General features: G+C 45.9%; 23 protein-coding genes. 14 read left to right on the forward strand and 9 right to left on the reverse strand.

What is annotated here, in order from left to right; translation table 11 throughout:
• Position 1: 1 nt before the first annotated feature.
• The 4 genes from ICN17_RS03290 to can are packed head-to-tail and all read right to left on the reverse strand — an operon-like array spanning position 2 to position 3,774.
• Positions 2–1,420 (reverse strand): protein kinase, encoded by a 1,419-nt coding sequence (locus ICN17_RS03290; RefSeq protein WP_216236119.1) that lies wholly within the window; start codon positions 1,418–1,420, stop codon positions 2–4.
• Between the two features lie 3 nt (positions 1,421–1,423).
• The gene (locus tag ICN17_RS03295) at positions 1,424–2,176 is read right to left on the reverse strand and encodes a metallophosphoesterase (protein WP_216236120.1); all 753 of its coding nucleotides are present in this window, start codon (positions 2,174–2,176) and stop codon (positions 1,424–1,426) included.
• Positions 2,177–2,201: 25 nt separating this feature from the next.
• The gene (locus tag ICN17_RS03300; protein WP_216236121.1) at positions 2,202–3,101 is read right to left on the reverse strand and encodes a lipid A biosynthesis acyltransferase; all 900 of its coding nucleotides are present in this window, start codon (positions 3,099–3,101) and stop codon (positions 2,202–2,204) included.
• A 7-nt stretch (positions 3,102–3,108) separates the two neighbouring features.
• Positions 3,109–3,774 carry a carbonate dehydratase gene (can, locus tag ICN17_RS03305; protein WP_216236122.1) on the reverse strand — a complete coding sequence of 222 codons (666 nt, stop codon included), beginning with the start codon at positions 3,772–3,774 and terminating at the stop codon, positions 3,109–3,111.
• 22 nt (positions 3,775–3,796) lie between these two features.
• Here can and ICN17_RS03310 point away from each other — a divergent pair, with 22 nt between their 5' ends.
• From ICN17_RS03310 to ICN17_RS03320, 3 genes are all read left to right on the forward strand, one after another.
• Positions 3,797–4,093: a DUF167 domain-containing protein gene (locus ICN17_RS03310; RefSeq protein ID WP_216236123.1), complete on the forward strand. Its 297-nt coding sequence runs from the start codon at positions 3,797–3,799 to the stop codon at positions 4,091–4,093.
• Between the two features lie 213 nt (positions 4,094–4,306).
• Positions 4,307–4,699: a hypothetical protein gene (locus ICN17_RS03315; RefSeq protein WP_255538270.1), complete on the forward strand. Its 393-nt coding sequence runs from the start codon at positions 4,307–4,309 to the stop codon at positions 4,697–4,699.
• Positions 4,700–4,811: 112 nt separating this feature from the next.
• On the forward strand, positions 4,812–5,096 hold the full coding sequence (locus ICN17_RS03320; RefSeq protein WP_087908896.1) for an HU family DNA-binding protein: 285 nt from the start codon (positions 4,812–4,814) through the stop codon (positions 5,094–5,096).
• 69 nt (positions 5,097–5,165) lie between these two features.
• Here ICN17_RS03320 and rodA read toward each other — a convergent pair whose 3' ends face one another.
• Genes rodA through ICN17_RS03345 form a run of 5 tightly spaced genes read right to left on the reverse strand, consistent with a single transcriptional unit; the run spans position 5,166 to position 10,739 of the window.
• Positions 5,166–6,317, reverse strand: coding sequence for a rod shape-determining protein RodA (rodA, locus tag ICN17_RS03325; protein ID WP_216236124.1), 1,152 nt, complete (start codon positions 6,315–6,317; stop codon positions 5,166–5,168).
• On the reverse strand, positions 6,299–8,206 hold the full coding sequence (gene mrdA, locus ICN17_RS03330) for a penicillin-binding protein 2 (protein WP_216236125.1): 1,908 nt from the start codon (positions 8,204–8,206) through the stop codon (positions 6,299–6,301). The genes rodA and mrdA overlap by 19 nt, the downstream gene beginning before the upstream one ends.
• An 8-nt stretch (positions 8,207–8,214) precedes the next feature.
• Positions 8,215–8,739 carry a rod shape-determining protein MreD gene (gene mreD / locus ICN17_RS03335; RefSeq protein ID WP_216236126.1) on the reverse strand — a complete coding sequence of 175 codons (525 nt, stop codon included), beginning with the start codon at positions 8,737–8,739 and terminating at the stop codon, positions 8,215–8,217.
• The gene (gene mreC, locus ICN17_RS03340) at positions 8,736–9,671 is read right to left on the reverse strand and encodes a rod shape-determining protein MreC (protein WP_216236127.1); all 936 of its coding nucleotides are present in this window, start codon (positions 9,669–9,671) and stop codon (positions 8,736–8,738) included. Before mreC ends, mreD begins: the two co-directional genes overlap by 4 nt.
• Before the next feature lie 24 nt (positions 9,672–9,695).
• Positions 9,696–10,739 (reverse strand): rod shape-determining protein, encoded by a 1,044-nt coding sequence (locus tag ICN17_RS03345; protein ID WP_068319852.1) that lies wholly within the window; start codon positions 10,737–10,739, stop codon positions 9,696–9,698.
• A gap of 62 nt (positions 10,740–10,801) precedes the next feature.
• Here ICN17_RS03345 and gatC point away from each other — a divergent pair, with 62 nt between their 5' ends.
• The 11 genes from gatC to metW all read left to right on the forward strand — a co-directional run bounded on the left by gatC (position 10,802) and on the right by metW (position 20,775).
• Entirely contained in the window at positions 10,802–11,095 is a 294-nt protein-coding gene (gene gatC, locus ICN17_RS03350) for an Asp-tRNA(Asn)/Glu-tRNA(Gln) amidotransferase subunit GatC (RefSeq protein ID WP_216236128.1), read from the forward strand.
• The gene (gene gatA, locus ICN17_RS03355; RefSeq protein ID WP_216236129.1) at positions 11,092–12,609 is read left to right on the forward strand and encodes an Asp-tRNA(Asn)/Glu-tRNA(Gln) amidotransferase subunit GatA; all 1,518 of its coding nucleotides are present in this window, start codon (positions 11,092–11,094) and stop codon (positions 12,607–12,609) included. Before gatC ends, gatA begins: the two co-directional genes overlap by 4 nt.
• Positions 12,609–14,078 carry an Asp-tRNA(Asn)/Glu-tRNA(Gln) amidotransferase subunit GatB gene (gene gatB, locus ICN17_RS03360; protein WP_216236651.1) on the forward strand — a complete coding sequence of 490 codons (1,470 nt, stop codon included), beginning with the start codon at positions 12,609–12,611 and terminating at the stop codon, positions 14,076–14,078. Before gatA ends, gatB begins: the two co-directional genes overlap by 1 nt.
• 11 nt (positions 14,079–14,089) lie before the next feature.
• Positions 14,090–14,764 carry a DUF484 family protein gene (locus ICN17_RS03365; RefSeq protein WP_216236130.1) on the forward strand — a complete coding sequence of 225 codons (675 nt, stop codon included), beginning with the start codon at positions 14,090–14,092 and terminating at the stop codon, positions 14,762–14,764.
• Entirely contained in the window at positions 14,745–15,746 is a 1,002-nt protein-coding gene (locus tag ICN17_RS03370) for a tyrosine recombinase XerC (protein ID WP_216236131.1), read from the forward strand. Before ICN17_RS03365 ends, ICN17_RS03370 begins: the two co-directional genes overlap by 20 nt.
• 69 nt (positions 15,747–15,815) lie before the next feature.
• Entirely contained in the window at positions 15,816–16,874 is a 1,059-nt protein-coding gene (locus tag ICN17_RS03375) for a GTP-binding protein (protein WP_216236132.1), read from the forward strand.
• A gap of 223 nt (positions 16,875–17,097) precedes the next feature.
• Positions 17,098–17,475: an RNA polymerase-binding protein DksA gene (gene dksA / locus ICN17_RS03380; RefSeq protein WP_216236652.1), complete on the forward strand. Its 378-nt coding sequence runs from the start codon at positions 17,098–17,100 to the stop codon at positions 17,473–17,475.
• Between the two features lie 12 nt (positions 17,476–17,487).
• Positions 17,488–18,390: an acetylglutamate kinase gene (gene argB, locus ICN17_RS03385; protein WP_216236133.1), complete on the forward strand. Its 903-nt coding sequence runs from the start codon at positions 17,488–17,490 to the stop codon at positions 18,388–18,390.
• 8 nt (positions 18,391–18,398) lie between these two features.
• Entirely contained in the window at positions 18,399–19,049 is a 651-nt protein-coding gene (gene slmA, locus ICN17_RS03390; RefSeq protein WP_216236134.1) for a nucleoid occlusion factor SlmA, read from the forward strand.
• A complete protein-coding gene (locus ICN17_RS03395) occupies positions 19,046–20,185 on the forward strand; it encodes a homoserine O-acetyltransferase (RefSeq protein ID WP_216236135.1) in 1,140 nt (379 codons plus the stop codon). Before slmA ends, ICN17_RS03395 begins: the two co-directional genes overlap by 4 nt.
• Positions 20,182–20,775 carry a methionine biosynthesis protein MetW gene (gene metW, locus ICN17_RS03400; protein ID WP_216236136.1) on the forward strand — a complete coding sequence of 198 codons (594 nt, stop codon included), beginning with the start codon at positions 20,182–20,184 and terminating at the stop codon, positions 20,773–20,775. The genes ICN17_RS03395 and metW overlap by 4 nt, the downstream gene beginning before the upstream one ends.
• Positions 20,776–20,815 lie beyond the last annotated feature (40 nt).

Below are 20,815 nucleotides of genomic sequence, written 5' to 3' on the forward strand. Positions count from 1 at the left end.
ATTAAGTTCTAACAATATGTACGCTGCATGGAGCTTCCTCAACAATCTTTGTCATGGAGGTTCTCCAGGGCGTTACTATGTTGGGGGATTTGTGTGATGCTCCAATCAAGATGAGAGAGGCATCATTATCTTTTGCAAACTCGACAATCCGTGATGCGGGATCCATTGCTTCAAGGACGTGATAAGAGATTCGCTCTGGAGGAAGCTTCAAGGGCTTTGCCCATTCCATTAATTGGACTAAGTGACCACGCACAATGCCGCTTGCGGTTTCATTTTCTTGATTGCCCTCAAAAGTGGGAGTGCTGCTAATTGTGCTTAAGCAAACTAAACGACCCTCAGGATAAGCGAGTAATAAGTTTTTGGCAGTGAGTTGCATGCGCTCTCGTAAATCTTCATCTGATTGTCTTGTATCAATCGCAGCAATCATTAATGGCGCATCATAATTGCCCATGCTCGGCCGCGGACTTGGCGAGGGCTCGTAGCCTGCAGCCTTAAACATGCCTTTAAGGTTCTGCCAAAAACTGAGTGGCTCAACTCGATCGGCCCTTTCGGTGAGTGTGACGCCTTCAGGATCCCGCAATACTTGACGCAAGCGTGCGGCACTTTGATATCGATCTGCAGCTCGTGGCTCTAGACATCTTAGGATTACCTCTTGTAGCCAGCGAGGAATTTCTCGGCGGATTGCCCGCGGTGGGAATGGCTTTGCCCACATGCGTCTTCTCAAGCCACTCAGGCTTTGTGGGTTACCAAATGGTAATTCCCCAGTTAAGAGTTCGTACATGATGACGCCGATGGAGTAAATATCGCTGCGCGCATCAGAACGAATGCCGGTTACTTGCTCCGGTGAAATATAAGGTGCAGAGCCTACGCCCTTACGCATTTCTTCGGCAAGTAAATCGGGGTAACGCGCATGATGAGACAGACCAAAATCGATAAGCGTTAATTTGCCTTTGTCGTCAATCAGAATATTTTCTGGCTTGATGTCAAGATGAATTGCATCTTGTGAGTGCAAAGATTGAACTGCTTGCGCAAGATCCGCCCCAATCTTTACTACTTCATCAACGGTAAAAACCTTATCTTCCTTGATATAGTCTTCTAGCGGGCGACCCTCAATTCTTTCCATTGCAATATATGGGCGGGTTGCCATATTGCCAGCCCCCAAGAACTTGGGAACATGGGGGCTCTTGAGAGAGCGAAGAATCGTGAGCTCAGTTTCAAAGCCAATTAAGCTCTCAACGGGCTGGTCTCTCCCAACTCGTGGAATCTTCAGGAGGATGGGAACATCAATGCCCTCCTTAGTAGCGGTAAAAAGAGTAGCCATGCCGCCTCTATGAACTTCTTTTCCCAGCACAAAGCCATCAACTACTTTGCCCTCTTGGAAAATATCATCTACTGCCTCAATTTCAGTATTGATAGACATCGATTATTTGCCGGTAATTAAGCGATTGGCTAAATCATCTGGCAAGCCTGCGCGCCTAACTTTATCTGCAGCAGAAAAATGATCATACGGTTCTCGGTGAAAAGTCAGCGTCTCAGACCCAGGCTCAAAAACTGCAAAGCACGCTTCTGGGTTTCCATCTCTTGGTTGGCCTAGAGACCCAACAATCCCAACCCACTGGCGATGTTGTAGAACAGGAATTTCATCACCAGGATGTGGTGCAAATCGAATGAGTTTACCAACAGCGCTTTGATAAAAAAGCGCTTGCTCATGTGCATGGCCTACAAAGGTATAACTCTTTCCGGAATTTTGCACGCAACGCCACGCACTCATGCTGTCGGTAATGTAATTCCAGTCAGCAGGGTTGTGTGCAGATGCATGCACAAAACATATATTTTCCTCGTTGACTATCAGGGGTAAATTTTTTAGAAATTCAATATGACTTTCTTTAAGCTGAGTCTTGGTCCACTCAATTGCCGCATTGGCACTGGCATTCATTTGGTTACGGCGATCTTTGAAAACCGCCTCATCATGATTGCCTAAGATGGCAATTGCCTTTTTTGCATTGACTAAATCTGCAATGCGCTCAATGACCGCTGTCGGGTCTGCGTTATAACCAACGATATCCCCTAAAAAAACCATGCGTGTTACGCCAAGCTCTTGAGCTCTGGCCATGCAGGCCACGTAAGCCTCTAGGTTGCTATGAAGATCGGCAAATAGCCCAATGCGTTCAGTCATCCCTTAATGATAGGTCAAAAGGCCTTCAGATAGATGGGTTGTAGGGGTTGTCTTTATTACTAGGCGGATTTTTAAAGCGCTTATGGACCCAGTAGTATTCGGCAGGACGAAGACGAATTTCTTTTTCAAAACATTGGTTCAGGCGAGCGGTATCTGCCTTTGGATCTGATCCTGGAAAATTTTCTAAAGGCTCGCTGATTTGGCAAACATAGCCAGACTCATCAGCTTTCAAGGTGGTAGTCATTAAGCAAACATCAGCGCCAGTAATTTTTGCCAGTCTTGATACGGCTGTAATGGTGTTGGTCTCAATTCCAAAAAAAGGAACAAATTCAGAATCTTTTGTACCGAGATCGATATCTGGGGCAATGATGATGAAATCACCATTACGAATCTCCCGAATGATTTCTTTCGAGTTCCCTTGGCGGTCAATTGAGTTGCCGCCAAAGCGATTTCGCCATTCAATAATTTTTTGATTAAAAAATGGACTTTTCATTCTCTGAAAAAATCCAGAAGTCCGCGGCCAGTGGTTTTGCTTTGCTAAAGCACTCAAAATAATGCTACCTTCTATTCCGGTGAAATGCATATTGACCAAAATTCGAGGCTTTTTATTCTCGAGCTCTACGGCAGATTTAACCTCAATCATATTACTTAGCTGCTTCTTGCTTCCTAGCCAAATAATGCTTTTTTCAACCAAGCTACGACCAAGTAATCGCCAGTGTTGCTTGCTCAGAAGATCAATTTCAGTTGCATTTAATTCAGGAAAACACAAGCGCAGATTTGTTTTTACTACCCGATTTCGATCTCCCGGAATGCGTGCAGCAATATAGCCCAAGCCATAGCCAATCAACACCAGAAGCCCATAAGGCAAGAGGGAGAGAAGCTTAAGAATGGCAACTACTGCGTGATTAGAAAAGGATTTGAGCAAATGCGATTTACTCGGAGTCGTAGCGGGTTAGAGTTTTTTTGTAACGAACACCCATTTCTTCAATGGAACTGCAAGACATTCCCAAGTCTTTTACGAGACCCGTATCGAGACGGTATGTCCAGCCATGCACGGTGAGATCTTGGCCACGGCTCCAGGCATCTTGAACAATAGTGGTTTCGCAGACGTTCACTACTTGCTCAATCACATTTAATTCACATAAGCGATCTTGACGCTTTGGCGTTGGCAAGACCTCTCCTAAATAGCGCTCATGCTTTTGGTGAACGTCTTTGACATGGCGCAACCAATTGTCAGCAAGCCCTATGCGGCGATCACTCAGTGCGGCATGCACACCCGCACAACCATAGTGACCGACGACCAAAATATGCTTCACTTTAAGTAAATCAATGGCGAACTGAATCACGGACAAACAATTCAAGTCGGTATGCACAACAACGTTAGCTACATTGCGATGAACAAATAGTTCGCCTGGCAAAAGGTCAACAATTTCATTTGCTGGGACGCGACTATCGGCACAACCAATCCAGAGGTATTCTGGGGCTTGTTGATTCACTAAGCGCTTAAAGAATTCAGGATCTTTAGCGACCATGCCTTCAGCCCAGTCGCGATTGTTTGCAAATAGGTGGTCTAGCGTTTTAGAACTCTTCATAATCATGGTTTAAGTTTAAAGTACTTTAATGACGCCTAATTGGTTAAAACAAACCCCAAACGGAATTACTCTTAGTTTGCATTGCCAGCCAGGTGCAAAAATCACCAAAGTGGTTGGCCTACATGACGGTTGTCTAAAAATCTCTTTGCAGGCGCCTGCCTTAGAAAATAAGGCGAATGAGCTTCTATTGGCCTGGCTTTCGAAACAATTAAAAGTTCCCCAAAAGCAGATTCAGTTCATTTCTGGACAAAATAGCCGAAAGAAACGGGTAGAGGTCTGGGGCCCTATTAGTCCCGAGCAAATTGTTCAAGCGCTTAAGCCCTAAATTTTTGGAAGATCACCAACTTTTGCCTCTGAAATATAGAAAATGACTGAGTCTCAAAAAAATCTAAAAGATGGCTTTTTAGTTTTTAGTGGAATGATTAAATCTGGTGTAACTACTAATTTTTATTTATCGACAAGCTCTCGGTTGGCTATTTCTTGAGGGAGGATCCTCATATACTTGGCAAGAATAGCTTTTGTTACCCAGTAAGGGTTTATGTGGAAATTGATCAAGGATGATCGTATGAATAGGTTTACAAAGTGGCTCTTAAGCCTTGTTTTAATTGGCTTAGTGGGTATTTCAGTATATACATGGGCAATGCTGACTTGGAGCTATGGAAATGGCGAACGAGCAGGATATGTTCAAAAATTCTCCAATCGTGGCTACATTTGCAAGACTTGGGAGGGAGAGTTGGCGATGGTTTCGATGCCTGGCACCATGTCAGAAAAATTCCTCTTTACGGTGCGTGAAGATGCTGTGGCGCAAAAAATAAATGCTAATTTAGGCAAAAAGGTAGCACTAAAATATCAACAGCATATTGGCCTACCTACAAACTGTTTTGGAGATACAGAGTATTTTGTCTCCGATATAGTGGTTTTGGATGAGTAATTTGTAGTGGTAGTAAAAATTGCTGTATCGCAGCTTTATTTTTGTAATTTTTTGTGGTTAAAATCATGTAAGCGTAATGTGCGCTGACATCAATATCTATAAGGAGCTTCACTTGAACAAAGCCGAACTAATCGCAGCGATTGCTGACGACGCGGAGATCTCTAAAGCAAAAGCTGAATTCGCATTGAATTCAGCAATTGAGAATATCATCAAAGCTGTTACCAAGGGCGACTCAGTACAACTGATCGGTTTCGGTACATTTGCATCCGGCAAACGTGCTGCACGTATGGGCCGTAACCCAAAAACTGGCGAGCCACTCAAAATTGCTGCTGCAAAAACTGTTAAGTTTTCTGCTGGTAAGGCATTTAAAGATTCAGTTAACAAGCGTAAGAAGTAATTTTTACTCTGTTGATAAAAAAGCCCGGCATGCCGGGCTTTTTTATTTCCTGAAGATTTATTTCTTTAATTAACTTTGTACCAGTCGGCGATGGCGATGAATGCTCATCAATATGCCCGCACCAAATCCAAGGGTAACTAAAGCAGTCCCACCATAACTAATAAATGGCAGGGGCACTCCAACAACGGGAAGTAGGCCGCTGACCATGCCAATGTTCACAAATGCATAGGTAAAGAAAATGAGTGTTACCGCTGCGCCTAATAAGCGGGTAAACAAGTTTGGCGCACTCGCTGAGATTGCCAAGCCTCTTTTGATCAGGGCAAAGAAAAGTCCAATCAATATCAGATTACCAAGCAAACCAAACTCTTCTGAAAAGACTGCAAATACAAAGTCAGTATGCTTTTCTGGAATGAATTCCAAATGCGCTTGTGTTCCCTGAAACCAACCCTTGCCAAAAAATCCGCCCGAGCCAATAGCAATCATGGATTGAATTGTGTGAAAACCTTTTCCAAGCGGATCGCTACTGGGGTCTAGCAAAGTGCAAACACGATGTTTTTGATAGTTGTGTACAAACGGCCATGCAACATCGTGTGCGCAAATTGTGCTGCCAAAAATAATGATCAGCAGAATGCCTACAACACCAATCCCCACAAAAGGCAAAATCCACTTCCATGGTAGCCCCGCCAAAATAATCACATATAAGCCAGCTGCAAATACTAGAAGAGCCGTACCTAAGTCGGGTTGACGTGCAATCAGAAAAACCGGAATCACTAGAATGATTCCCGCTACAGCATAGTCCCAACCTTTCTGAATCCCCTCACGCTTTTGAAAGTACCACGCTAACATGAGGGGCATTGCAATCTTCATAAGCTCGGAGGGTTGAATAACGATGCCAATATTTAACCAGCGACGTGCACCTTTTTTGATTAGGCCAAATACAGCTACTGCAATCAGTAATGCAATACCAAATCCATAAACCCAAACAGCGCCCGTCTCTAACCATTTCGGTGGTATGCGAGAAACAATCCACATCACCAAGAATGACAGTGCAAGATTGCGTAACTCATCAGCGATTTGGACAGGTGTATTTTGACTTGCAGATAAAAAAGTAAAAAAGCCGATGGCTGCTAAGCCAAGTAGAATTAGGCCTAGCTGGCGATCTAGTCCAGAAAAGATACTAAAGAAAAAACTTTTAATTTTGATTAAGGGGCTCTTTTCCATTCAGGAATCTCCTTAGGCCACTTGCCCTCAATGTAGTAGTCCAACGCTCTTCGTGCTATTGGCGCTGCATATTGAGCGCCAAAGCCCGCATTCTCGACCACCATTGCAATCACGATGGTGGGTTTGTCTGCTGGAGCAAATGCAATATATAAAGCATGATCTCGCAAGAACTCGGCTGTAGAGCTGTGTTTATATTCTTTCGAATTTAAGCTAAAGACTTGCGCAGTACCAGTCTTACCCCCAGCAACGTATCCAGCACCCTTAAAAGCTGCTGTAGATGTTCCAGAAACATTTACCTCAACCATTGCTTTTTTGATGAACTCAATATTTTCTGGTTTCAGGTCAATGCGATAGCTTTCTTTTGGCGTAGTTAGCACTCTATTGCGAGTAAAAGGATCTTCAATGGCTTTTACCAAGTGGGGCTTCATCACAATGCCGTTATTCGCTATGTTTGCCATTCCGTGTGCCAATTGCAAAATAGTGAAAGCGTTATAACCTTGGCCAATGCCCAATGAAATCGTTTCACCTTCGTACCATTTTTGCTGCTCAGGCTTCTTGAAGGTATTTTTCTTCCATTCTGTTGACGGTAGTACGCCTCTGGATTCGCCTTGTAAATCAATGCCAGTGATTTGTCCAAAGCCAAAGGGCTTCATAAAGTCATGCATCATGTTGACGCCCATATCGCGAGCAAGCAGGTAGTAATATGTGTCACAAGAGTCAACGATTGACTTTTGCATGTCAACAATACCGTGACCACCTTTTTTATCATCCCGGAAGGTGTGATTACCAAACTCAAAATAACCTGGATCAGAAATTGTTTGAGAAGGTGTACGCTTTTGAAGCTCTAGTGCAGCAAGCGCCATAAAAGGTTTATAGGTTGATCCCGGTGGATAAATGCCTTTGAGTGGTCTGTTATAGAGTGGCTTTTGTGGCGATTCATTCAATTCTTTCCACGTCACTGAATCAATGCCTTCAACAAAGTCATTTGGGTTGAAGTTGGGTTTCGATACGAATGCCAAGATGTCACCAGTCTCTGGCTCGATCGCAACAAATGCCCCGCGAAAATTACCATAGAGTTGCTCAACTAGATATTGCAATTTGATATCAACAGAGAGCACTACATTTTTACCGGGGACGGAAGGTGAGCTAGAGAGAGTGCGTACAGGTTTTCCGCCGGCAGTAATTTCTACTTGATCGTAGCCTGGCACACCGCGTAATACACTTTCATAACTTTGCTCTAAACCAATCTTGCCAACGTATTGAATACCAGGCAAAAAAGAGGCCTGCAAAGCCTCGGGATCGTTACTTTTGGCGCCCTCGATTTCAGTCTGCATGCGCTCCTTATCCTTTTGGGAAACGCGACCAATGTAGCCAATCAGATGGGAGGCTAGCTCGTTGTAGGGATACTCCCGAAAGCTTCTAGCGCGGATTTCTACCCCAGGAAACCGGTAGCGATTAGCCATAAAACGGGCTGTTTCGGCCTCATTGAGCATCGAGCGCAAGGGAAACGTACCCATATTTCTGGAATCCTCTAGGGAGCGCTTGAAATTGCGGCGATCTCTGGGTGAAATATCAATAATCTCGGAAAGTTCATTGATGAGCTGATCAACATTGCCTTTCACTTCTTCGGCATTTACATCTAGGGTGAGTGCAGAGTAGTTTCTGCCAATCACGATGCCATTGCGGTCAATCAGAAGACCGCGATTTGCTGGTGCCGGGACTAGCGCTATTCGATTGCTTTCTGCGAGTAGGGCATATTTGCCATGACTAACAAGTTGAAGCCAGACTAGGCGAGTCACCAAAAGCAAGAAACAAAAAGTGACGAACAAGGTCGCAATATGGATGCGCTCTTGAAATGAGTCGAGGTCAGGCTTTTTAAAAGAAACCATGCAGCTTCTTAGAGTGGGCGATTGTGATCGACGTCAATTGGGCGACGTTGAGGCGCCAACAGTACGCGAGTTGCTAGCGGCCAAAGCATTGCCTCAATGATGGCTTGGATGGCGCCGGTTAGGGCCCACCAATAGAGCTCTCCGCTGAGTAGCCAATGAACTAATACTGGAAATAAAGACACAAGCAAAAAGATCGGCAAGAGGTGCAAGGCTTGAGATAGAACGGTAAGCGCCACAATGCGTCGGTGCCAAGAGATTGCTAGGTATGCCACTACTGAATAGCTAAATGCGTGTAGACCTAAAAGATCAGAGTTATGGACGTCCATCATGAGTCCGAGTATGAAAGCCCAGATGACACTCACGTAGCGATGCTGATGAATATTCCAAAACACAATACAAAGAATTAACCAGTCCGGTACCCAGCCATAGTTTCCGATTGGCAAGAGATTTAATAACAGCGCACAAAATAGACTGAAATAAATGAAGACCGGATTCACCGGACGCAATATATAGCCGCTCTGGAAATCAATCATTGCATTCCTCGCGCGCGAGTTTGGCGTCTACCAGGGGTATTTGTTAAAGGCGCGCCATTACTAGATTTGTTAGTAATCGTTGGTGCCTTTGCATCAAACTGTGGATCGTATAAAAAAGCCAAGGCTTGGCGATAGCGATTCACTGCTGCAACTGGTACGCAAAATACATTGGAAGAATTCTTATCGGCGTTGCGCTCAATTTTGCTAATAACAGCCACTGCAAATCCTGGTGGGTATACGCCATCAATACCGGAGGTAATCAAAATATCCCCAACCTCTAAATCGCTGGCTACTGGTAAGTAGCGTAGCTCCAGGGGGTTGCCTCGTCCAGCTCCAAAAACGGCAGCACGCAAGCCATTACGGGCAACCTGGACCGGAACCGCAAAGTCACGATCCTCCAGCAGGGAAACCTCAGCAGAGCGTTCATACAGGCGGACAACCTGGCCCAATATCCCAGAATCATTAGCGATTGGATTGCCCAGCTTGAGGCCATCATTGCTACCACGATTAATCACAATGCGCTGTGAAATCGGATTGGGAGGATTAAAGAGAATCTCGACAGGCAATGTTTTGAATGGCACCTGTTTTTGCAGCGCCATTAAATCACGCAAATTTTGATTTTCTACCATCAAAAATTCAGACTGATTTGCTAACAGGGAGAGTTCTGCTTGCCGCACCTTCATCGTTTGGTTTTCTTGATCAAGCGTGGACCGAGTCGTGAAATATTCCGATCCTGCTTCAAAAAAATTCCGTGGCGCCATCATCACATATTCAAGAGGACGCAAAACCCAATTGATGTTGTTACGAATTGGATCGAGTGCTTTAAAACGAAAATCGATCAGCATCAGAGAGATGCTGATCGACAGACAGACAATCAGTTTGAGTAAGGCCGGAATGCCCTGTCTGAAAAGTGGTGGAGCGCTATGTTGCAATTCCCTGATCGACGTGTATGTCGCTTACTCGTGCGAGAACACTCCGCCTAACTTATCCATGCGCTCCAGTGCGATACCGCAACCGCGAGCCACGCAAGTTAATGGATCTTCTGCTACATGAATTGGCAAACCAGTCTCTTCTAGCAAGAGGCGGTCAAGGTCACGCAATAAGGCGCCGCCGCCAGTGAGCATCATGCCTCGCTCAGCAATATCAGACGCCAACTCAGGTGGAATCTGCTCAAGAGCAGCTTTAACGGCAGTCACGATCTGATTTAATGGATCCGTTAATGCTTCCAAAATTTCATTGCTGGTTACTGTGAAGCTACGTGGGATCCCTTCTGAAAGATTGCGTCCTTTGACTTCCATCTCACGTACTTCAGCGCCTGGAAAAGCAGAACCAATGGTTTTCTTGATCAACTCAGCAGTTTGCTCACCAATCAACATGCCATAGTTACGACGAATGTAGTTGGTAATCGCTTCGTCGAACTTATCGCCACCAACGCGAACAGATCCTTTGTAAACCATGCCGCCCAATGACATCACACCAACTTCAGTTGTACCGCCACCGATGTCAACCACCATTGAACCTGCAGCTTCAGAAACTGGTAGGCCAGATCCGATTGCAGCCGCCATTGGCTCTTCAATCAAAAATACTTGTGATGCACCAGCACCCAATGCAGATTCACGAATTGCACGACGCTCAACTTGAGTAGATCCACAAGGAACACAAATGATGATGCGTGGACTTGGCTTTAATAATTTACTTTCATGCACGAGTTTGATAAATTGCTTGAGCATTTGTTCGGTGATGGTGAAGTCGGCAATAACGCCGTCTTTCATTGGGCGAATTGCCTCAATATTTCCTGGAACGCGACCCAACATCGCTTTTGCCTCTTTTCCGACGGCCAAAATGGTCTTTTTGCCGTTTGGACCACCTTCTTGGCGAATTGCCACAACCGAGGGTTCATCGAGGACAATACCCCGCTCACGCATATAAATTAAGGTGTTGGCGGTTCCTAGGTCGATGGCTAGGTCATTGGAAAAGTAGCTGCGGAAAAAACCAAACATGATGTAGTGGGAAAATAGAAGTTGTTAATAAAAAATATATAGGAATGATACTCTAGCGCCCCATGAATCTTGATGATGTCCAGCGCATTGCGCACCTTTCTAGGCTTGAGTTAAATCAGGCAGAAGCCGAGGCTGTTTTGCCTCAATTACAGGCTATTTTTTCTCTGGTTGAGGAAATGCAGGCTGTTGATACCACTGGGTTAGAGCCACTTGCTCACCCTATCCTATTTCTACGTGATTTAGCTCAGCCCATGCGCGTTGACCAAGTGAGTGAGTCCGATCACCGCACTGAGAACATGCAGTCTGCTCCAGCTCAACAGGATGGTTACTTCCTGGTACCGAGGGTGATTGAATGAGTTGGCACAACGCTCCCATCATGCTTATGGCAAAAGCCCTAGCTGCTAAGGAGGTCTCTAGCGCTGAATTAACCCGGTACTTTTTAGAGCGTATTGAGGCTGGAAAGCAGTGGAATGCATATCTTGATGTGAATGCTCACTTAAGCTTAGAGCAAGCATCTATGGCAGATAAATTAATTTCCGCTGGTAAAGCTGGCAAATTGACCGGCATTCCAGTTGCCCATAAGGACGTCTTCGTTACCCGCGGTTGGAAGTCGACTGCTGCCTCCAAAATCTTGGCTGGATATCAGAGTCCTTTCGATGCAACGGTTGTCTCCAATTTGGGGATTCCAGATGAAAACAATCCCCATGGTGCGGGCATGGTATGCCTTGGTAAGACCAATATGGATGAATTTGCCATGGGCTCTTCTAATGAAAACTCTGCCTATGGCCCAGTATTAAATCCCTGGAATGCTTCTTATGTGGCCGGCGGCTCTTCTGGTGGTTCTGCTGCTGCAGTTGCTGCCGGCTTAGCCCCGATTGCCACCGGCACTGATACTGGCGGCTCAATTCGCCAGCCAGCGGCATTTTGTGGCCTAACCGGAATTAAGCCCAGCTATGGACGCGTATCGCGTTACGGCATGATCGCTTACGCCTCCTCACTTGATCAAGCTGGCCCCATGGGTAAATCAGCAGAGGACTGCGCTTTAGTTCTCTCCGCAATGTCATCACATGATCAGCGTGACTCAACTTCTCTTGCGGACTCCGGTGAGGACTATGGTCGCTATCTCAATCAGGGTTGGCAAGAAGGCGGCAAAAATCCCGCTAAACCATTAGAAGGATTGCGTATTGGTTTGCCTAAAGAATTTTTTGCTGACGGTTTAGCAAGTGATGTTGCTAAGTCGGTCAATGAGGCAGCAAAGACTTTAGAAGGATTAGGTGCGCGGTTGGTTGAAGTGAGCTTACCCAAAACCAAGTTATCTATTCCGGTCTATTACGTATTGGCGCCAGCGGAAGCCTCGAGCAACTTGAGTCGCTTTGATGGTGTACGTTATGGCCATCGTGCTAGTGAGTACAAAGATTTGGGCGACATGTATCAGAAGTCGCGCACTGAAGGTTTTGGTGCTGAAGTAAGGCGTCGTATTTTGATTGGCACCTATGTCTTGTGTCACGGCTACTACGATGCTTACTATTTGCAGGCACAAAAAATTCGTCGCATTATTGCAGCGGATTTTCAAGCGGCTTTTAAAGAGTGTGATGTCATTCTAGGGCCTGTTGCGCCTGATGTGGCGTGGCGTCTGGGGGAGAAGTCAAAAGACCCAGTTCAAATGTATTTGGAAGATATTTATACGCTTTCAACTAATTTAGCAGGCTTGCCAGCAATGAGCGCACCGTGTGGATTTAATACAAATAATTTACCAATCGGTATGCAACTAATCGGTAATTACTTTTCTGAGGCGCGCTTATTGCAAGTAGCACACCAATATCAGCAAGCTACCGATTGGCATTTGCGCCAAGCTAGTGGGGTGGCATGATGCAATGGGAAGTCGTCATTGGTCTTGAGACCCACGCACAGCTACAAACCCAATCCAAAATATTTAGTGGTGCCAGCACGCGCTTTGGTGCAGAACCCAACACTCAAGCATGTGCAGTGGATTTAGCTTTACCCGGTGTATTACCAGTACTTAATCGCCAAGCAGTTGAACATGCGATTCGTTTTGGATTGGCAGTGGGAGCGAAGATTTCACCGGCAAGTATTTTTGCGCGCAAGAATTATTTCTATCCAGACCTCCCTAAGGGCTATCAAATCAGCCAAATGGAGATTCCAGTGGTTGTTGGCGGATCTCTAGAAATTCTGGTGGGCGAGGAAGTAAAAGTGGTTGAATTAACTCGCGCCCATATGGAAGAGGATGCCGGTAAATCTGTTCATGAGGAAGGCTTTATTGGCCCTCATGGCGAATCCTCCAGTGGCATCGACTTAAATCGTGCTGGCACTCCACTTTTAGAGATTGTTACAGAGCCGGTTATGCGTAGCGCTGCGGAGGCGGTGGCTTATGCAAAAGCCTTGCATACCCTTGTAGTGTGGTTGGGGGTGTGCGACGGCAATATGCAAGAAGGCTCTTTCCGTTGCGATGCCAACGTATCTGTTCGCCCTATGGGGCAAAAAGAATTTGGGACGCGTTGTGAGATTAAGAACTTAAATTCTTTCCGCTTCTTGGAAGAGGCGATTCAATATGAAGTGCGTCGTCAAATTGAATTAATCGAAGATGGCGGTACCGTTGTTCAAGAGACTCGCCTCTATGATCCGGATCGCGGTGAAACACGCAGTATGCGTAGCAAAGAGGATGCGAACGACTATCGCTATTTCCCAGATCCTGATTTATTGCCGGTCGTGATTGATGATGCGTGGATTGCCGAAGTGCGCACTAGGATGCCGGCCCTCCCTGCGCAATTACGTGGGCAATGGCAGGCGGATTATGGCTTGAGTGCTTATGACACGCAATTACTGACACAAGACCGCGATACTGCAAAAGTATTCGAAGAGCTGCTAACCATAGTCGGCAAACCCCTGGCTAAAGCAGCTGCAAACTTGATTGCTGGTGAATTTGCTTCCTCTTTAAATCGTGCCGGCATTGCAACCGCTGATGCACCTCTTAAGGCAGAACATTTGGCCCCATTACTCACTCGCGTGGCAGACGGCACTATCTCCAATAAGATCGCTAAGGATATCTTTGCAATTTTGTGGGATGAGGCTATTGCCGGTAAGGCAATGAGTACTGTTGATCAAGTCATTGACGCTAAAGGGCTCAAGCAAATTAGCGATAGCGGCGCTATTGAGGTAATCATTGATCAAGTCCTGGCGGCCAATCAGAAATCGGTTGAAGAGTTCCGCTCTGGTAAAGAAAAAGCATTCAATGCCCTTGTTGGTCAGATTATGAAGGCTTCTCAAGGCAAGGCGAATCCTGGCCAAGTAAATGAACTCCTGCGAAAAAAACTAAGTTAAGAAAGAAATTCATGAGCGCAATAGATCCAAAGCAGGCAGAACAAGAAGAGTTAGTTGCTGAGTGGTTGAGAGCTACCCCTGGCTTCTTCGATCGCTATGCGGATCTCTTTAATGAGATTCGCATTAAACATCCACATGAAGATCGTGCGATCTCATTGCAAGAGCGTCAGATGACAGTATTGCGCACTCAAAATCAAGAGCTCAATCGTCGCCTAAGCGAGATGCTGCACTTTGGTAGCCGTAACGATAAGACTCAACAAAGCTTGGTTGCTTGGTTGCTGCGCTTAATGAAAGCCAACAATAAAGCCGATGCTGAGGGAGCAATTACTTCTGGATTAGCTGAGGTATTTGAGGTTGAGTCTGCGCAATTATTGTCACCAAATTCTGCGTTTGGCCCATGGGTAGATACACCGCTCTGCGGGTCAGCTAAAGAATTAGCTGTTGCTAGTGTTGCTTTATTGGCGAGTCAAACTACCATTAATCCAGGCTGGCAAAGCATGGTTGCTATTGGTCTACCGCTAGGTAAGAGCATTGGTGCCATCCAATCACCAGCAGTGCTGCTCTTAGCGAGCAAGGATGAAATGCGTTTCACCGCAGATATGGGAGCTTTCTATTTGCGCCAGATTGCCGAACTAACTGCTGCAGCTCTGGATCGTATCCAGGCTTATGAAATTACAAGCGACTGATCTTCATCCGCTCATGCAGGAGTATTTGCATGAGTTGCACGTATTGCGCCAACTATCGCCGCATACCCTAAAGGCGTATGGAATGGATCTGAGTGATCTCCAAAATTTTGCTCTTGAAGATTCGATTGATTTACTAAAAGTTAGTAACGGTCATGTGCGTCGTTGGGCTGGTCGTTTACATTCCAAAGGTAAGTCATCTAGAAGTATTGCCAGAGCACTTTCAGCATGGCGTGGTTGGTATGACTGGCTAACAGAAAAGGATGCCAGGCGAGATGCGCGTGCTGGTAAGGTAACCAGTAATTTAGTGGCCAATCCAGTAGATGATGTGAAGGCCCCTAAGCGCTTAAAGTCGCTGCCTAAGGCCTTGTCAGTCGAGCAGGCACTTTCCTTGGTCAATCAAGCGGTCAAAGAGGCGGAAGAGAAAAAGGATTTGGAATCGATTCGGGATGCAGCTATTATTGATTTGCTGTATTCCTCGGGCTTACGTCTTTCAGAGTTACTGGGTATTGATGTGATGCAAAGTAAGGATCGTCAAAATGAATCAGCTGGGTGGTTGGATTGGGATGCTGCAGAAGTGACGGTCTTAGGCAAGGGAGGCAAGCGGCGCTCGGTGCCCGTTGGCAAACCCGCAATGCAGTCGTTGAATGTGTGGCGACAGATCCGAGATACCAGTAGTTTTGCTGAGCATTCGAATGCCCTTTTTCTGTCGGCAACTGGAAAACGCTTATCACCCCGTACTGTCCAAGCCCACCTTCGTACTTTAGCAATGCGCGCTGGCTTGCCTACTCATGTGCACCCTCACATGATGCGTCACAGCTTTGCTAGCCATGTTTTGCAATCCTCACAGGACCTTAGAGCCGTGCAAGAGATGTTGGGGCATGCCAGCATTGCCAGCACTCAGATTTATACCTCTTTAGATTTTCAGCACCTCGCTCAGGCATACGATAAAGCGCATCCGCGCGCAAAGGCTGGTAAAGGCTGAGGAACTCGGTAAGATAGTGGGTTTCCCACTTTGGGAACGCATGCGTTCTAGATTTTGATTGGATCATTCATGGCATTAATTCCGGTAACTATTTTGACTGGCTTTTTAGGAAGCGGTAAAACGACTTTGCTCAAACATATTCTGACTGAAAATCATGGCAAAAAAATTGCTGTGATTGAAAACGAGTTTGGCGAAGAGAATATTGATAACGACATCTTGGTTCAAGATCACGAAGAAAATATTGTGCAGATGAGCAATGGTTGTATTTGTTGCACGATTCGTGGCGATCTGGTTGAGGCTTTGAATGAGCTGTGGGAGCAACGCAAAGATAAGAAGATTAGTTTTGATCGTGTGGTGATTGAAACAACCGGTATAGCCAATCCTGGCCCAGTAGCTCAGACCTTCTTTATGGATGACGACGTTGCTGACCATTACGTTTTAGATGCTGTTGTAACCCTGGTGGATGCCAAGCACGGCCCGCATCAGCTAGATGAGCATGAGGAAGCGCAGCGTCAAGTTGGCTTTGCCGACCAGATCTTTATTACCAAGACCGATCTGGTAACGCCAGCTGAAGTTGAGTCTTTACGTAAGCGCCTGATGCATATGAACCCAAGAGCTCCGATTACAGGAATCTCTAAGGGCGTGGTTTCTCTCGATGCAGTTTTAGATCTCAAGGGCTTTAATCTCAATGCGAAGTTAGATATTGACCCTCATTTCTTAGAGCAGGAAGATCATGATCATGAACATTGTGGCCATGATTACAGCCACGACCATGATCACAGCACTTGCGGTCATGACCATAGCCATGATCATCATGGTCATGCGGGGCACACAGATCGTATCCAATCCTTCGTATTTCGTAGTGATAAACCCTTTGATCACAAAAAATTGGAAGACTTCCTTGGCGGCATTCTGGAGGTCTTTGGCGAAAAGATGCTGCGCTACAAAGGGGTGCTCTATGTGAAGGGAAGTAACCGAAAAGTGGTATTTCAGGGGGTTCATCAGATGATGGGCAGCGATATGGCTGGCCCATGGGGTGCTGAACCCAAGCAAACCCGGATGGTCTTCATAGGCATTGATTTACCTAAGGACACCTTACTGGCTGGGCTTGAGGGATGCTTGGTCTAGGAAGATTCGGGTACAATCCGCGGCCACGGTCAATATTGATAAATATTGATAAAAGAGCTGTAAAAGTTTGGCAGAATGAGGCAATAATGCTTCAAATCTAGGAAAGAATGAGATGACGGTGAAAACAGCAACAAAACCAGCAGCTACTACAAAAGCGAGTAGCAAAGCTGCAAGCCCTAAGACTGTAAAGGGCGCACCTTTAACTGAGGCAGAATTGCTCAAAATGTCCGAGAAGGACTACATGAGTGCTGCGCAGTTAGATTTTTTCCGTCAAAAATTACTCACTCTTAAAGAAGATATCTTAAAGAACGCTTCGGAGACCACCGAGCATCTTCGCGAAAATATTTTGGTACCAGATCCGGCTGATCGTGCAACGATTGAAGAAGAGCATGCATTGGAATTGCGTACACGTGATCGTGAGCGTAAATTGCTTAAAAAGGTTGAGCAAGCCTTGGCTCGTATCGAGTCTGGCGACTATGGTTGGTGCGAAGAGACTGGTGAGCCAATCGGATTGAACCGTTTAATTGCAAGACCTACAGCCAATTTATCTCTTGAGGCTCAAGAGCGTCGCGAACTCCGCCAAAAATTATTTGGCGAATAATTTTTATTTGCGATGACCAAGCAATTACCTGCCCTTAGTGACATCTCACCTTTGTTAAAGGCAGAGATTCTTGCTGAAGCTTTACCTTACATCCGCGCGTATCACGGTAAGACCATCGTGATTAAGTACGGCGGGAATGCAATGGTTGAAGAGCGTCTCAAAGAAAGTTTTGCGCGCGACGTCATCTTGCTGAAGTTGGTTGGCATGAATCCTGTTGTGGTTCACGGCGGTGGCCCACAAATTGATGAGGCCCTGAAAAAAATCGGCAAGACCGGAACTTTTATTCAGGGTATGCGCGTGACCGATGAAGAAACCATGGAAGTTGTGGAGTGGGTTCTAGGCGGTGAAGTGCAGCAAGATATCGTCATGCTGATTAACCACTTTGGCGGTCAGGCTGTCGGCTTGACTGGTAAAGATGGCGGCTTAATCCATGCTAAGAAAATGATGATTCCCAGCGATACAGAGCCAGGCAAGAAAATAGATATCGGTTTTGTGGGTGAAATTGAGGCTATTAATCCAGCTGTTGTGAAAGCTTTGCAAGATGACGCGTTCATTCCGGTGATTTCGCCGATTGGCTTTAGTGCCGAAGGTCAGGCTTACAACATCAATGCCGACTTAGTGGCTGGCAAGATGGCCGAAATCTTGCATGCAGAGAAATTGGTCATGATGACTAATATTCCTGGAGTCATGGATAAAAATGGCAAGTTATTAACGGATTTAACTGCAAGAGAAATTGATGCCTTGTTTGCTGACGGCACGATCTCTGGCGGTATGTTGCCGAAGATTTCTTCTGCATTAGATGCTGCAAAAAGTGGCGTGAATTCAGTACACATCATTGATGGCCGTATTGAGCATTCCTTATTGCTAGAAATTCTGACCGAGCAAGCGTTCGGTACGATGATTCGTTCGAGGTAAGTAAAGACATGCGCGAAGCTTTGCAGCCAGTAGATATCAATGACAGCAACGCTGAAGCTGGTAAGACTCGCAAACGCCCACGTCCTGGCGAACGCCGCCTGCAGATTTTGCAAGTACTTGCAGAAATGTTGCAAAACCCTAAGGGTGAGCGGGTAACAACAGCGGCCTTAGCTGCCAAAATTCAAGTATCTGAAGCAGCCCTTTATCGTCATTTCGCGAGTAAAGCGCAGATGTTTGAGGGACTTATTTCTTTTATTGAGCAAACCGTCTTTGGCTTGATTAATCAGATCAATCAAAAAGAAGAATCTGGTCTTGCTCAAGCCCGCGGAATTTTGCAAATGCTGTTGTTCTTTGCCGAGAAGAATCCTGGCATGACCCGAGTGCTATTAGGCGATGCCTTATTACAAGAAGATGATCGTTTGCAAGAGCGGATTACGCAGGTTCTGGATCGCGTTGAAGCTTCATTGAAGCAGGCACTCCGAATTGCTCAGACCCAAGGTGGGTCCTGGGCTCAGGTTGGTCAAGAAGAAGTCAGCATTCGTGCTGCTATGTTGATGAGTTTTGTTTTGGGTCGTTGGCATCGATTTGCCCGCAGCGGCTTTAAGAAATTGCCAACCGAAGCTTCTGATATTAGTTTGCGTATCCTCCTCTCAGAATGAGCGAGTTACACCTCTCTAGAAACACTATCCACTTTGCCGAGCCCCTGCCTTTGCAGAGTGGCGCCATATTATCTGGCTATGATTTAGTGATTGAAACTTACGGCAAACTCAATGCTGATAAAAGTAATGCAGTATTAATTTGCCATGCGCTCAATGCTTCTCATCACGTAGCAGGCCCTAGTCCCGATAATCCAGAGGATATCGGCTGGTGGGATAACATGATTGGTCCCGGAAAGCCTGTAGATACAAACCATTTTTTTGTGATCGGCGTAAATAATTTGGGCTCTTGCTTTGGCTCTACCGGACCAATGAGCATCAACCCAGAAACCGGCAAGCCTTATGGCGCTGACTTTCCAGTAGTTACAGTTGAAGATTGGGTGAACACCCAGGCACGGCTTGCTGATAAGTTGGGCATTCGGAAATTTGCTGCAGTCATGGGCGGTAGTCTGGGTGGCATGCAGGCAATGGCTTGGGCAATCCAGTTTCCTAAGCGCATAGATCACTGCGTGGTGGTAGCTTCTACTCCGAAATTGAGTGCACAAAATATTGCATTTAATGAAGTGGCGCGCAATGCGATTTTATCGGACCCTGATTTTCATGGCGGTAATTACTACGAGCATGGCGTAGTGCCAAAGCGTGGCTTGCGTTTAGCTCGCATGGTGGGTCATATCACCTATTTGTCTGATGATGATATGGCTGAAAAATTTGGGCGTGAATTACAACGCCCTAACGGCGAATCAAATGACTACCGCTTCAGCTTTGATGTGGAGTTTGAAGTTGAAAGCTATTTGCGTCATCAGGGTGATAAGTTTTCAACGTACTTTGATGCCAATACTTATTTGCTGATTACTCGTGCCTTGGACTATTTTGATCCATCACGCCGCTATGACGGTAGTCTGAACCGTGCTTTAGCAGAGGTGCAGGCTAAGTTCTTGGTAGTGAGCTTCTCAACGGATTGGCGATTCCCGCCGAATCGTAGCCGTGAGATCATCCAGTCTTTATTGAGCAATAAGAGTGAAGTGACTTATGCGGAGATCGATGCTCCTCATGGGCATGATGCATTCCTATTGGATGATGAGCGCTATCACAATCTAGTAAGAGCTTATTTTGCGCAAATGTTGGAGGCTCAGTCATGAGTAACATCAATAAGCGCGCAGACTTTGCAGCGATTGCTAAATGGATTGCCCCAAATAGTCAGGTACTCGACTTGGGCTGTGGCGATGGCAGTTTCTTGGAGTTCTTGCAGAAACAAAAACCTGTTCATTGCTATGGCGTAGAGATCGATGATGCACGTGTTCTCTCTTGCGTACAAAAAAGTCTGAATGTAATTCAACAAGACTTGGAGGGCGGCCTAGCGCTTTTTGAAGACAATAGTTTTGATACCGTAGTGCTCTCACAAACCTTGCAAACTATTCATCAGACTGAAAAGATCTTGCGTGAAGTGGTTCGTGTTGGTAAAGAATCTATCGTATCCTTCCCGAACTTTGGCCACTGGTCACATCGTTTGGCAGTAGGGCTTGGTCGTATGCCGGTATCCAAGAGCTTGCCTTATCAGTGGTACAACACACCCAATGTGCGCGTACTCACTGTGGACGATTTTGAAAAGCTGGCTTCCAGTCTTGGTCTCAAGGTGATTGATCAATGCATCTTGCATGATGGTCAACAAGTGACCTTGATGCCTAATTTCTTTGGTAGCTTGGCGCTGTTCCGCGTCCGTAGCGCCTAGAACTGTGCTGAAAGCAGCGCAGTCTTGGCTTGCTGATTTT

It is taken from the genome of Polynucleobacter sp. 73C-SIWE (genome assembly GCF_018882465.1).
GTDB lineage: Bacteria > Pseudomonadota > Gammaproteobacteria > Burkholderiales > Burkholderiaceae > Polynucleobacter.